This window comes from Salinirubellus litoreus, from assembly GCF_037335815.1.
Lineage (GTDB): Archaea > Halobacteriota > Halobacteria > Halobacteriales > Haloarculaceae > Salinirubellus > Salinirubellus litoreus.
This window is the reverse complement of record NZ_CP147841.1, coordinates 1,640,055-1,651,614: the sequence shown is the minus strand read 5'-3', so window position 1 is coordinate 1,651,614 and position 11,560 is coordinate 1,640,055. Positions and strand designations below refer to the sequence as shown.

Sequence of the window (11,560 nt, the reverse complement as noted above, 5' to 3'; positions counted from 1 at the left end):
GTATACGTGGATAGTAGTCCCACGGAAGAGCAATACTACCGCTCTGGTGGCCCCGATGCACGAGGAGACATACCCGACACGACACGTTCACTCGAACGGTACCGACTGCGACCACGCTCACCCCCCTACCCGTCGGACGGTCCTCACCGCCGGGGCGAGCGCCGTCCTCGCCGGTCTCGCTGGGTGCACCTCCTTCGGAGGCGGGCCGTCTGCCCCCGAGCCGATCGCCCTCGACGCCGGCCAGGCGTGTGACAACTGCGGGATGGTCATCCAGAAGCACCCAGGGCCGGTCGGACAGGTATTCTTCGAGGAGAACGCCCCCGAAGGCCACGAGAACCCCGCCTACTTCGACGCGCTCAAGCAGTGCATGTTCCCCTACCGGCTCGAACGCGAGAACCGGGGATGGTCGGTGGCCGCCCAGTACGCCACCGACTACAGCGGCGTCGACTACGACGTGACGGGCGAGGGCGGCGAGACGTACATCTCCTCGCACGTCGCTGCGGACGCGTTCGCACCCGCAGCGGAGCTCTACTACGTCGTAGAGAGCGAGGTACGGGGCGCGATGGGGCCCGACTTCGTCCCGTTCTCCGCTGAGGACGACGCGACGGCGTTCGCCGGGGCGTACGGCGGCGAGGTCGTCGAGTACGGTGATATCGGTGAAGGACTGATCGGGAAGTGACGGGTGGAAAGGGACGGGGAAGGCGAGGAGACACGATGGGACGGAACGGGACACCGACCGGCGGGACAGAGCTTTAGGTCCACACCGCATAGTGTTGCACATGAGAAACACGACCGACACCGACGGAGAGCACCGGAATCCCCGACGACTCGACGGGAGCGAGGAGTTCGACGACCTCCGCGAGTCGACGGATCTGCTCCTCGTCGAATTCTACACCAACGGCTGTTCGATGTGCGCGGCGATGGAGCCGGTGCTCGGGAACGTCGCCCGGGTCACGGACGCGACGGTGGCGATGGTCAACGCCGGCCACGCGTTCGACCTCGCCGAGCGGTACGCGATCTCGTCGGTTCCGACGCTCCTCCTCTTCGAGGACGGCGACCTCGTCGGTCGCCTCGCCGACGGGTTCCAGGGGGCCGACGCGGTGATCTCGTTCGTGGAGTCGAGCCGACGCGACTGACGACGCCGTATCGGAGACGGGCTATCGGTCGAGCGGATCGACCGTCACGACACCAGCGCTGGAGACCAGGACGTCGTAGCCGCAGTAGCTGAACGACACCGTCGCCGACTCGCCGGCGATGAGTTCGTTCAGCGCCTCGGTGTCGATCACGGCGTCGAGGCGCTGGTCCAGCCGTTCCGGCGGCACGCCCTCGTGTCGGGCGACCTCACCCCGGACCCGGTCGCACATCGAGACGGGACCGGCGATGGTGGTCGAGTTCATTCGGTCGGACATCTCGCGTCTACTCTATCATGGTCTTCCAGGGTAGAGAGCGGGTGGGTTGCAGATGCAGGCCCTGGAGAGGGGCCTCGGGAGACTGCGGGATCGAAGCAAGGTTGGACGCCGACGGGAGTCGACTGGCCACGATGGACCAGCCCGGGATAAGCGAGTCCCCCTCTTCGTTCGGTCGCTGGTTCGACCGTCCGGAAGTCCTCCGGGAGATATTCGCGACGTCGACGCATTCGCTGGTGCTCCGAGGCTCTGTCGTAGTGCGTCTCGAGGATGCGTTCGCTCAGATCGCCCCGATCATTGACGACCTCGCGGGGAGCTCCGGCATCTCGATGGGCCGCGATCGAGCCGGTCGGAACGGCATGAGGTGAGACGGACGCCGGACACTCGCCCGCGTCGCGTCGGGCGATTTGCACAGTCTCGCCGCCGATCGAGGCTACGACCGGCGGCAATTACGCGATAAGCTACGGAAAGAAGGCGTGAAGCCGCGCATCAAGCATCGTGGGTTTCGACCCGTCGATGCGCTGTTGTGGGCGCAACCGATGGGTCTCGGTGACATCCTCCTCGCCGTACACGGCGAGGCTTCCCACGGCCCCGCACCGCTGGGTTGGGAACGTACGTGTACGACCCGACGTGTCGATGGGAGTGCCACGCCCCCGTTACTCCTATCCGCCGGTGGGTTCGGGTGGTTCTGCCCCGGTGACTCGGAGGTATCTCAGTTCTTTTGTGTCGGTGATACTTACTCACTCCCCAGACAACATACGTGTGCGTGTCGGATTCACGCCCGCCGTACACGGCGGGATTCTCTCCTTGATGAAAGATAGGGCCGACGAGCGCTGTCTGAGACCGGCTTCTCGACGATCGAGCGTGGTACCGCAAATTTCGGATATCGTGCTGAGGTGTACGGTCTACGACATCAATCAAGCCGTGACCAGTGAATCGAACGTCGTCAAGCGATTCACCGGAGCCCTTTAGCTGGATTCCGGACGATATTCCCCTGCGTACGACTCAAGCACCGACCTGTCGAACTCGACGCCGAGTCCCGGCTTCTCCGGCGGGATAAGATCGCCGTTATCCCATTCGAGACCATCTTCGAGAATGTCGTTGTGGAATCCGTTCCACCCCTCGAGAGACTCCTGGAGGAGATAGTTTGGGATGGCCGCACACAGGTGGACGCTGGCTGCGCCCGCGATCGGTCCCGCATACATCCAGGGCGCCACTTGAGCGTAGTGAGCCTGGGCGATTCCGGCCATCTTGCGTGCTTCGAGGAGTCCCGTCAGTCCCACGTTCGGTTGTATGATCCTGACGCCGTTCTCGACGGCCTGGGCCATCTGGTGGACGGTCAGGAGTCGTTCACCTGTCGATACCGGAATACTCGTCGAATCGACGACCTCTCGAAGCTCGCCGAAGTTCTCCGGTGGGACGGGCTCTTCGAACCAGAGTGGATCGTACGGTTCGAGACGGGCGGCAAGCCGTCGGGCCGAATGTGTGTACAGTTGCCCGTGGGTGCCGATAAGGATATCCGCTTCGTTGCCCACCTCCTCGCGAACGGCGGCGACCGCCGCCTCCGCGTACTCGAGTTCGTCGATACGGGGGTTTCGGGGACCCTCTTTCGGTCGGACGGGATCGAGCTTGACTGCAGTAAAACCCTTGTCGACGTAGTGACGGGCAGCTTCAGCGGCTTTCTCGGGGGGCTCTGGTGGCATCCATTTATAATGCATGTACGTGTACGACCGGATCCGATCGTTGACCTTGCCGCCGAGAAGGTTGTATACGGGCTGACCGGTCACCTTTCCCATGATGTCCCAGCAGGCCATCTCGATCGCGCCGATGACCATCGACTGAACAACGCCGGGGGTGTGAAGGAAGTGGTTGCCGTTGTACATACGTTGGCGCAACGTTTCCACATCAAACGGGTTCAGTCCGACGGCGAATCGCTCCATGTCTTCAAGAGCCTGTACCACGGTCCTTGCCCGGAACACTGTCCAGTTGGCTTCTCCGACGCCTACAACACCCTCGTCGGTCTCGACCTCGATGAACACCCAGTTCGTTTCGGTCCAAAAATGACCGTCTTCGACCATCTCTCCACCTTCCGGTGGGATCGGAACGATATACGGCTCAATATTCGTGATTTCCATGTTCCGTTCGATCGTATCAGAACCGCTGATAATAAAGGGTACCATGGCCCCGATGAATCGCCAGACGGCGCCGACCCGATCCGCCACAACCAGGGAGCCGAAGCGGGAAACGAGGGATGGTTCCAATCGGTTATACACGATTTCACTGAACAGTTCATGACGCTGGCCAGACGTGCTGTCGGTGGTCGAGGTAGATCCGCCGTCCCACGGGGTGGCGGCGGACTCGTTAATTACGCCGTCGTTTCTCTGCACCGTCTCCGGATTTGCCTGGAAAAGTCCTACCGCGAAGCGCTCGATGGGTAGGAGATAACGACTCTTTTCGGTAGTAGGGCACCACCATGCGAGGCGAGGGTCCGGGAGAAAACGTCGTGGATACGGTTCAGATGAGCCTCGGACCCCAGACACACCATACAAATGATACATTTCCGCGTGGTGATTTGAAAACGTCGAGAGGGTAGATGGGCCAGCTCGGATTTGAACCGAGGGCCTCCCGGTTATCAGCCGAGCGCTCGTACCTGGCTGAGCTACTGGCCCCGTCGGCGCATCACGACGTACCGCCGAGAATCGTTTAAGCGTTCCGCTTTGGCAGGCTATGGAGTGAGATAACACGGCGAGGAGAGTGTGGTGATCGGCGGTGTGGCGACGGAGCGGTCGGACTACTCCGACCATCACCGCGGCGAGGTTCGTCAGTCCTCACCGGCTGTCGCCACGGCGAGACCCGTCAGTCCTCGGGCGTTCCGGTACCGCCGTCGCGAGAGTCGCGGTCCCGGTCGTCGGCATCGTCGAAGCGGTAGTCCGCCTCGTCGACCTCGACGGTCCGGCCGCCGCCGGTCTCGCTCGCGCCGGGGAACCCGCCGGTGTAGACCGATCCGGAGACCATCCCCCGAGCCTTCGCGTCGAGGTAGGGCGTGACCACGTACTTCTTCAGGAGCACGCGGACCGGGTAGCGCGACGGCGGGATCACGAGGACGAGCCCCACGAGGTCGGTGACGAGCCCGGGGGTGAGCAGCAGCGCCCCGGCGACGAGGATGAGTCCGCCGTCGAGCAGTTCGTCCGTGGGTATCTCGCCGGCGGCGACCTTCGACTCGAGCTTCCGCAGGGTGTGTCGTCCCTCCGCGCGGACGAGCAACAGCCCGATAAGGGCGGTCAGGACGACCAGCGCGACGGTGGCGACCGCGCCGAGCTGCGTGGCGAGGATCACCAGCAGCATCACGTCCAGCAGCGGGATGAGCAGCAGGACGCCGACGAGACGCAGGTCCATGTCGGCACGTAGGTTCGGGGGTCTTGTAACCCTTTCCGGACTGGGTTCGGTTCGTACGGTTTCAGAGACCAGTCGGGCCATGGATGTGGTTCCGACAGCGAGGGAGTCGGAGACTGGAACAGAACCCCGAAGCCCTCGCCCTTCGAGACCGCCAGGGACAGCCTGCGGCAAACGCGACCCTGATGTCTGGCCGAGCCACTGCGACACCGAACGGCAGGGCTTTCCCGGCCTCACCTCCAACGACGACCATGACCGACGACGCCGACGCCGGAGGGACCGACGGGGGCGGTAGCGGGGACGCGAGAGGGAACGAAACCGCGACCGCTCGCCACGGGACGCTCGTCGACTGGCGGGAGTGGGGACCGACCACGTTCGATCACGCGGATGCCCGGACCGAACCCGTCCTGCTCTACCTGACCGCGCCGTGGTGCGTGGCGTGTTCGGAGATGGACTCCGCCACGTTCTCCGAGCCGCGTCTCGCCGCCCACGTCGGCGAGGGGTTCGTCCCGATACGGGTGGACGCCGACCGCAACCCGCAGGTCCGGGAACGGTACAACATGGGCGGGTTCCCCTCGACGGTCTTTCTGACGCCCGGCGGGGAGGTGATGACCGGCGCGACCTACCTCGGACCGGACGGCTTCAGGGGGATACTCGACTCGGTGCGGGAGATGTGGGCCTCCAAGGGTGTCGACGCGGGCCGGGTCCCCCGTGCGCTCCAGGACCCCGACCCCCCCGCCGGCGAGGTCACTGCGGAGGTCGAGGCGCACATGGTCGAGCAGGTCGCCGCCTCCTTCGACGAGGAGTTCGGCGGCTGGGGACAGGGCGGGAAGTTCCCCCTTCCTCGTACCGTGGAGTTTGCGGCCAAGCGCGACCGCGACCGCGCGACCCGCACCCTCGAGGCGATCCACGCCCACCTCCACGACACCTACGACGGCGGGTTCTACCGCTACACCGAGAACCGCGACTGGTCGGGGCTCCACCGCGAGAAGCTCCTCGACGAGAACGCCGCCGTCCTCCGGGCGTTCGTGACGGGCTACCTCTACACCGGCAACGACACCTACCGCGAGGCGGCCGAGAGCGGCGCGGACTACCTCACCACGACCCTCTGGACGGGCGAGGCGTTCGCCGGCTCCCAGGCCGGCGGCGACTACTACACCCTCGAAGCCAGCGACCGCGAGGAGGCCGACGCGCCGCACGTCGATCCGACCACCTTCGCCGACCGAAACGGCCTCGCGGCCGACGCGCTGTTCTGCCTCCACTCTGTCACCGACACCGAGGCCCCCCGGCGCTACGCGGAGCGCGCCCTCGACCACGTCCTCGACGAGCTCGTCGACGGGGGGACGGTTACCCACTACGCCGACGGAACCGAGGTGGGCACGAGCGGACTCCTCGTCGATTCGGCCCGCCTCCTCGCCGGGCTCACCACCGCCGTCCAGGTGACCGGCGCGGAGGAGTACCTCGACGCGGCCCGCGAGATCGCGGAGGAGACGCTCTCCCTGCAGGCGACCGACGGCGCGTTCCTCGACGGCCCCACGGAGGGGCCGGGACTGCTCGACCGCCCCCTGCGCCCGCTCGATACGAACGTCGAGTGTGCGGACGCGCTGGTCGACCTCGCGTACCTCTCAGGAGAGGACCGGTACCGCGAGGCGGCGGGCGAGGCGCTCTCGGCGTTCGCCGGCGCGGCGGATCGGATGGGCGTCGAGGTGGCCGCCTACGCCGCCGCGTGTGCCCGACACCACTACGACCCGCTGGTCGTCGAGACGCCCCCGGCGGGGACCGACCTCCACCGCGCCGCCCTCCGGATCGCCGACCACGAGAAGGTGGTCGTCCCGGGCGACCGCGAGACCGCCGTCGTCCGTCGAGGGGGGGAGCGCTCGGCTCCAGCGAGCGATCCCGAGGAGCTGGCGACCCGCGTGGGCGAAACCGACCAGCCCTCGCTGGAGTGATCGGCCACTCCGATCGACCCCTGCCGGGAAGCGTGCTCCGTAGCCCGGGCGTCCGTCGGCCACGGCCGTCGAAAACTCCCGGAGTGTTTATACGCCCGCACGCTCTCCAAGGGATGATGGCAGACCTGAGAGACCTCGGACTCTCCGAGTACGAGGCCCGGGCCTACCGATCGCTCCTGGAGACGGGCCCGACAACCGCCAAAGAGTTGTCTCGGGTCAGCGACGTCCCGATGGGCCGGATCTATGACGTTCTCAACAGTATCGAGCAGGCCGACATGATCCGGTCGCAGTCCGCCAGCCGCCCGAAGAAGTACGCCGCCGTCGAGCCGACCACCGCGCTCGAACGGCTGCTCGCGGACAAGCGGCGCGAACTCGATCGCAAGGCCGACCAGTACGCCGAGGTCGTCGAGTCACTCCAGGGCGAGCTCGAAACCACGGAGCCGGCCGAGGAGACCTTCTGGACGGCCGCGGTCGGCCCGGAGGAGGTCGTCGACCTCCTGGTCGAGCGGCTGGCGGCGGCCGACGAGCGGATCGTGTTCGTCCTCTCGACGTACACCGAGCGGTTCTTCGAGGCGGCGGTCGACGGCGTCGGTAGCCTCGTCCTCGACGAGTTCGTCGCGGCGCTCGACCGCGGCGTCGACGTCCGCCTGCTGATGCGCCCGGACCTGGTCCCGTTGCTCCCCGAGTCGGTCGGGGCGCGCTACCGCGAGTCGCTGTCGGGCGACGACCGGTTCGAGGTCCGCACCAGCGGGAACGTCTCCGGGACCTTCGCGCTCCTCGACCGCGGCGAGACCGTCATCGAGGTCCCCCACCCCCTGAACGACGAGGAGGTGTTCGGGATGATCGCGCTGACCGACCGCGAGTTCGCCGAGTCCGTCCGCACCGAGTTCGGGCCGCGGTGGGACGCGGCCGACCCGCTCGTGCTCTGAGCTCTCGAACCGGGAGTCGCGACGGGGCGGGCGTGCCCCGAACCCGTTCTCGAGGGTCGAGCGTCCCGAAACCGACCGGCGTCGGACGGACGTCTGACGTAGCCTTTTGTGTGAGCGCGGGCAACTCGGCCCATGGCTAGTCTCTCGGAGGTGTACGAGCGAGACAGGGGAGGAGCCGGCCTCCGACGGCTCTACGCCGGCGTCGGGCTCTTCCTCGTCGGCGTCGTGCTCGCGGTGACGGGGGTCGTCTTCGGTACCTCGACCGCGGCCGCCGACGCGTTCGGGCTGGGGGTCTTCGAGGCCCGCGAGGTCGCGGTCATCGCCGCCGGTGTCGGCCTCCCGCTCACCTTCATCGGCGTCGTGACCGTCCTCCCCCAGTCCGATCGGCGCGTCCGGGTCGCCTCGGCCGTCGGCTCGCTCATCGCCCTGTTCGGCGTCCTGCTCTTCTGGGAGTTCTACCCGATGCAGTGGTACGGCATGGAGACCGATTACACCCTCCCCGTCTCCGGCATCTACTTCCTGGGGATCCTGACGACGTTCTGGGCGGTGTTCACCGCCGTCGCGAACTTCAAGACCCGCAACGACCCCGGCGGGACGGTCAAACTTGAGATCACCAAGCAGGGACGGACGCGAGTCGTCGAGGTGTCGAACGAGGGGCTCCGGAGCCGCCTCTCGGGGATCGGCTTCCTGGGGAGTGCCCCCGACGGCGAGACGCCGACCCAGACCGCCGGAGCGGGCGAGAGCCGAGCGCCTGTGAGCGACGGCGGCTCGACGGCCGCGGGACACGACGCCGAGTTCCTGGACGAGCCGAGCCCCGACCCCCGCGGCGACGTCTACTGCGGCAACTGCGCGCACTTCAACTACGTCCGGACGAACGACGGCATGAAGCCGTACTGTGGGTTCAACGGCGAGGTCATGGACGACATGGAGCCCTGCGAGGAGTGGGAGGCGAACGTCTCGGGCATCGAGCGGATCGAGTAGCCTGCGTTCCCCCTTCCGGAGCGTTCTACACCCCGAGAGGATACCGAGAGTCGTCGAGTCCCGAGTCCTAGCACCGGGGACGGGGGACGGTCCCGGATTCCGTTCTACGCCTCCGAGTCGAGTCCGGCCAGCGTCTCTCGCATCCGGTCCCAGTGACTCCCCTTCCAGAACACCTGGCCGCAGTCCGTACAGCGCCACTGCGAGCGCTCCGAGGGGTCGGGAGCGTACTCCGGCGTCCCGGCCTCGTCGGGGACGGGTTCGAGCGGGGCGTTACACCGCCCGCACCGCGAGGGCCGCTCGTCGGGGTCGAGCGGCACCCCCATCGAGAGGAGTTCACGGAGCTGTTTCGTGGGGGCGCGTTCGGTCAACAGCAGCGACCGCTCCGCCCGTCCCGCGAGCTGGACGTCGCGGGTGAGTAGCGTCCGCCCCTCCTCGCGGGCGAGTTCGAGGAGGACGTCGTCGTCCTCGATACCCCGGTCGAGCGCGTAGACGGCGTCGTGGCCGCACATCCGCAGGTAGCTCCTCAGCTTGCCGAGCATGACGTCGAGCAGGAACGGTCCAGCCGCGGTCGAACCCTCGTTTCCGGACGCCGAGCCCCTCACAGCCCGAGGAACTCGCGGATCCCCTCGACGTCGCGGGTGTTGAGCACGTCGTCGGGCTCGGTCCACCCTCGGCGGGCGGTGTGAACGCCGTAGCGGAGGAACTCCATGTGGACCGGGGCGTGGGCGTCGGTGTCGATCGCCACCGTCGCGCCCTCCTCGATCACGGTCTTCACGGCTGCACCGCGGAGGTCGAGCCGCGAGGGATACGAGTTGATCTCCAGCGCGACGTCGTGCTCGGCCGCCGCTTTGCCGACCGTCTCGAAGTCGAGGCTCATCCCCGGCCGCTGGTTGAGCGTCCGGCCCGTCGGATGCCCCACGACGTTCGTCTCGGGGTGCTCGATGGCGGCGACGATACGGTCGGTGCCGTCGCCGTCGAGCGCGGCGTGGGGCGAAGCCACGACCACGTCGAGTTCGTCGAGCGCGTCGTCGCCGACGTTCAACCCGCCCTCGGTGTCGAGGTTCGCCTCGACACCCGTGAACACCTCCATATCCACACCTTCGGCGACCTCCCGCACCTCTTCGACCTGTTCGAGCAGTTCCTCGTCGGAGAGCCCGACGCCGCCGACGATTCCCGGGCCAGTGGCGTGATCGGCGACGGCGTAGTAGTCGTGGCCGAACGCGGCCGCCGCCTCCAGCATTTCCTCGATCGAGTGCTTGCCGTCGGACCACTCTGTGTGGGTGTGGAGGTCGCCGCGGACGTCGTCGACGGCGACGAGATCCGGTAGCTCGCCCGCGTCCGCGGCGTCGATCTCGCCGCGGTCCTCGCGCATCTCGGGGGCGATCCACGGCAGGTCGATCACCTCGTACATCCCCTCCTCGGTTTCGCCGGCGACGCGTTCGCCGACGCGCTGCCTTCCGCCGGACCCGTCCGACGACGTTCGGGAACCGTCGGTTCCCTCACCGCTATCGGGATCGTTCACCTCGGAGACGTCGAAGACGCCGTACTCGTTCATCTTCAGGTCGCGCTCGATCGCGCGGTTGCGGACCCGGACGTTGTGGTCGCGGTTCCCGGTGAAGTACTGCAGCGCCGCACCGAACTCTTCCGGTGCGGCCACGCGGAGGTCCACGCGCATCCCGTTCGACCGGACGGAGGCCTTCGTCTCCCCCGCCTCGATCACCTCGTCGGCGTCCCCCCAGTCGACGAACGCCTCGACGGCCGCCTCGCCCGACTCGCTGGCGACGAGGACGTCCACGTCGCCGACGGTCGGCCGCCACCGCCGGAGCGATCCACCGGTTTCGGCCCGCTCGACGGCCTCCCGTCCGCGGAGGTACTCGAGCAGTCGGTCGGCGACCGGCCGGGCGTCCCCCAGCAGCGCCCGTTCGCGGGACTGCCGGGCGAACGGGATCGCTTCGAGGATGTTCTCCTCGGTCTTCGCGCCGTACCCCTCCACCTCCTGGATGCGACCCTCCCTGGCGGCCGCTTCGAGGTCGTCCAGATCCCGCACGTCGAGCGCCTCGTAGAGGTCACCGACGGTCTTCGGGCCGACCCCCTCGACCGCGGTGAGCGCGTCGATGTCGACCGGGAGCTCCGCGCGTAGCTCCTCGAGTTCGTCGATCTCGCCGTGCTCGAAGTACTCGACGATCTTCGAGGAGATGGCGTCGCCGACGCCCTCGATCTCCTCGACGGCGTCCTGCCCCTCCGCCGCGAGCGCCTCGATATCGGTGGCGTTCGCCCGGACGCTCTCGGCCGCCCGGCGGTAGGCGCGGGGTTTGTACTCGACGTCCATCGCCTCCAGCCGATCGGCGAACTCCTCCAGCAGGGCGGCCACCTCGCCGTTCCGGGTCATCGCGTCCCCCGACGCTTCGAGGAGCTGTCGTCGCGTCCGAGTACCTGTTTGAGGAAGTTCATCCACCGCTTCTGGTCCATCGCCTCCTGTCGCTTCGCCTCGTCCTCGACGCTCGATGGGCCGAGGTTCTCCAGGGCTTCGAGCGCGCGGTCGATACCGACGATCGACTCGGCGAGGCGCTCGCCCTCCTCGAACTCGATCTCGCCGTGCTCGATGCGCTGTTTGCGCTGGAGACGCTCGCGCCGGAGGTTCTTCTTGGCCTCCTCGACCCGCTCGCGCTCTCCGGAGGGTACCGTGTCCCGGCGCTTGATCTCGAAGACGAACTCCTGAAGGTCGATCTCCTGGCCCTGAACCGTGATCCGCTCGGGGATGGAGACGCCGACGGTCGCCCCCTCGCGCCCGATGCGCTCGACGAGGAGTTTTCGCTCGTACTCGTCCATTCCTTGTCGGGACCAGGGTCGCCAGCGACAAATATCGAGTGGACGCAGACGAAGGGTCGGTGTAGCTCCGGGC

12 protein-coding genes, 1 tRNA gene and 2 pseudogenes are annotated in these 11,560 nt (G+C 67.2%); 8 read left to right on the top strand and 7 right to left on the bottom strand.

The window, feature by feature from the left end; genetic code table 11:
- The first annotated feature begins 55 nt into the window (after positions 1 to 55).
- Both WDJ58_RS08060 and WDJ58_RS08055 read left to right on the top strand, forming a co-directional pair.
- Positions 56 to 679 (top strand): nitrous oxide reductase accessory protein NosL, encoded by a 624-nt coding sequence (locus WDJ58_RS08060; RefSeq protein WP_338917154.1) that lies wholly within the window; start codon positions 56 to 58, stop codon positions 677 to 679.
- A gap of 100 nt (positions 680 to 779) precedes the next feature.
- Complete coding sequence (locus tag WDJ58_RS08055) at positions 780 to 1,136, top strand: thioredoxin family protein (RefSeq protein ID WP_338917153.1); 357 nt, start codon at positions 780 to 782, stop codon at positions 1,134 to 1,136.
- A gap of 21 nt (positions 1,137 to 1,157) precedes the next feature.
- On the opposite strand, the gene WDJ58_RS08050 is transcribed toward WDJ58_RS08055, so the two are convergent.
- Complete coding sequence (locus WDJ58_RS08050) at positions 1,158 to 1,409, bottom strand: HalOD1 output domain-containing protein (RefSeq protein ID WP_338917152.1); 252 nt, start codon at positions 1,407 to 1,409, stop codon at positions 1,158 to 1,160.
- A 17-nt stretch (positions 1,410 to 1,426) separates the two neighbouring features.
- On the opposite strand from WDJ58_RS08050, the gene WDJ58_RS08045 reads away from it, so the two are divergent.
- Positions 1,427 to 1,774, top strand: a complete 348-nt coding sequence (locus WDJ58_RS08045) for a hypothetical protein (RefSeq protein ID WP_338917151.1) — start codon at positions 1,427 to 1,429, stop codon at positions 1,772 to 1,774.
- A 15-nt stretch (positions 1,775 to 1,789) separates the two neighbouring features.
- A pseudogene (locus WDJ58_RS08040) lies at positions 1,790 to 1,924 on the top strand (IS5/IS1182 family transposase); the annotation flags it as partial.
- A gap of 450 nt (positions 1,925 to 2,374) precedes the next feature.
- Here the strand turns inward: WDJ58_RS08040 and WDJ58_RS08035 are convergent.
- A complete protein-coding gene (locus WDJ58_RS08035; RefSeq protein ID WP_338917150.1) occupies positions 2,375 to 3,484 on the bottom strand; it encodes a mandelate racemase/muconate lactonizing enzyme family protein in 1,110 nt (369 codons plus the stop codon).
- 213 nt (positions 3,485 to 3,697) lie between these two features.
- On the opposite strand from WDJ58_RS08035, the pseudogene WDJ58_RS08030 reads away from it, so the two are divergent.
- Positions 3,698 to 3,838: pseudogene (locus tag WDJ58_RS08030) on the top strand (IS5/IS1182 family transposase); the annotation flags it as partial.
- Between the two features lie 162 nt (positions 3,839 to 4,000).
- Here WDJ58_RS08030 and WDJ58_RS08025 read toward each other — a convergent pair.
- A tRNA-Ile gene (locus WDJ58_RS08025) sits at positions 4,001 to 4,075 on the bottom strand.
- Positions 4,076 to 4,262: 187 nt separating this feature from the next.
- Positions 4,263 to 4,802 (bottom strand): FxsA family protein, encoded by a 540-nt coding sequence (locus WDJ58_RS08020; protein WP_338917149.1) that lies wholly within the window; start codon positions 4,800 to 4,802, stop codon positions 4,263 to 4,265.
- Between the two features lie 248 nt (positions 4,803 to 5,050).
- Between WDJ58_RS08020 and WDJ58_RS08015 the strand changes: the two genes are divergently transcribed.
- The 3 genes from WDJ58_RS08015 to WDJ58_RS08005 all read left to right on the top strand — a co-directional run bounded on the left by WDJ58_RS08015 (position 5,051) and on the right by WDJ58_RS08005 (position 8,658).
- Positions 5,051 to 6,748, top strand: coding sequence for a DUF255 domain-containing protein (locus tag WDJ58_RS08015; protein WP_338917148.1), 1,698 nt, complete (start codon positions 5,051 to 5,053; stop codon positions 6,746 to 6,748).
- A gap of 116 nt (positions 6,749 to 6,864) precedes the next feature.
- Complete coding sequence (locus WDJ58_RS08010; protein ID WP_338917147.1) at positions 6,865 to 7,677, top strand: TrmB family transcriptional regulator; 813 nt, start codon at positions 6,865 to 6,867, stop codon at positions 7,675 to 7,677.
- Between the two features lie 132 nt (positions 7,678 to 7,809).
- Complete coding sequence (locus WDJ58_RS08005) at positions 7,810 to 8,658, top strand: DUF7139 domain-containing protein (RefSeq protein ID WP_338917146.1); 849 nt, start codon at positions 7,810 to 7,812, stop codon at positions 8,656 to 8,658.
- A 104-nt stretch (positions 8,659 to 8,762) separates the two neighbouring features.
- Here WDJ58_RS08005 and WDJ58_RS08000 read toward each other — a convergent pair whose 3' ends face one another.
- The 3 genes from WDJ58_RS08000 to WDJ58_RS07990 are packed head-to-tail and all read right to left on the bottom strand — an operon-like array spanning position 8,763 to position 11,487.
- Positions 8,763 to 9,260 carry a Mut7-C RNAse domain-containing protein gene (locus WDJ58_RS08000; protein WP_338917145.1) on the bottom strand — a complete coding sequence of 166 codons (498 nt, stop codon included), beginning with the start codon at positions 9,258 to 9,260 and terminating at the stop codon, positions 8,763 to 8,765.
- Positions 9,257 to 11,047, bottom strand: a complete 1,791-nt coding sequence (locus WDJ58_RS07995; RefSeq protein ID WP_338917144.1) for a helix-hairpin-helix domain-containing protein — start codon at positions 11,045 to 11,047, stop codon at positions 9,257 to 9,259. Before WDJ58_RS07995 ends, WDJ58_RS08000 begins: the two co-directional genes overlap by 4 nt.
- Positions 11,044 to 11,487 (bottom strand): DUF5788 family protein, encoded by a 444-nt coding sequence (locus WDJ58_RS07990; RefSeq protein ID WP_338917143.1) that lies wholly within the window; start codon positions 11,485 to 11,487, stop codon positions 11,044 to 11,046. Before WDJ58_RS07990 ends, WDJ58_RS07995 begins: the two co-directional genes overlap by 4 nt.
- Positions 11,488 to 11,560: the final 73 nt, after the last annotated feature.

Bases quoted from the DNA above. Each gene is read 5' to 3' on its own strand.
- WDJ58_RS08060 (WP_338917154.1), top strand. From the start codon at position 56: ATGCACGAGGAGACATACCCGACACGACACGTTCACTCGAACGGTACC.
- WDJ58_RS08055 (WP_338917153.1), top strand. From the start codon at position 780: ATGAGAAACACGACCGACACCGACGGAGAGCACCGGAATCCCCGACGA.
- WDJ58_RS08050 (WP_338917152.1), bottom strand. From the start codon at position 1,409: ATGTCCGACCGAATGAACTCGACCACCATCGCCGGTCCCGTCTCGATG.
- WDJ58_RS08045 (WP_338917151.1), top strand. From the start codon at position 1,427: ATGGTCTTCCAGGGTAGAGAGCGGGTGGGTTGCAGATGCAGGCCCTGG.
- WDJ58_RS08035 (WP_338917150.1), bottom strand. From the start codon at position 3,484: ATGGTCGAAGACGGTCATTTTTGGACCGAAACGAACTGGGTGTTCATC.
- WDJ58_RS08020 (WP_338917149.1), bottom strand. From the start codon at position 4,802: ATGGACCTGCGTCTCGTCGGCGTCCTGCTGCTCATCCCGCTGCTGGAC.
- WDJ58_RS08015 (WP_338917148.1), top strand. From the start codon at position 5,051: ATGACCGACGACGCCGACGCCGGAGGGACCGACGGGGGCGGTAGCGGG.
- WDJ58_RS08010 (WP_338917147.1), top strand. From the start codon at position 6,865: ATGGCAGACCTGAGAGACCTCGGACTCTCCGAGTACGAGGCCCGGGCC.
- WDJ58_RS08005 (WP_338917146.1), top strand. From the start codon at position 7,810: ATGGCTAGTCTCTCGGAGGTGTACGAGCGAGACAGGGGAGGAGCCGGC.
- WDJ58_RS07995 (WP_338917144.1), bottom strand. From the start codon at position 11,047: ATGACCCGGAACGGCGAGGTGGCCGCCCTGCTGGAGGAGTTCGCCGAT.
- WDJ58_RS07990 (WP_338917143.1), bottom strand. From the start codon at position 11,487: ATGGACGAGTACGAGCGAAAACTCCTCGTCGAGCGCATCGGGCGCGAG.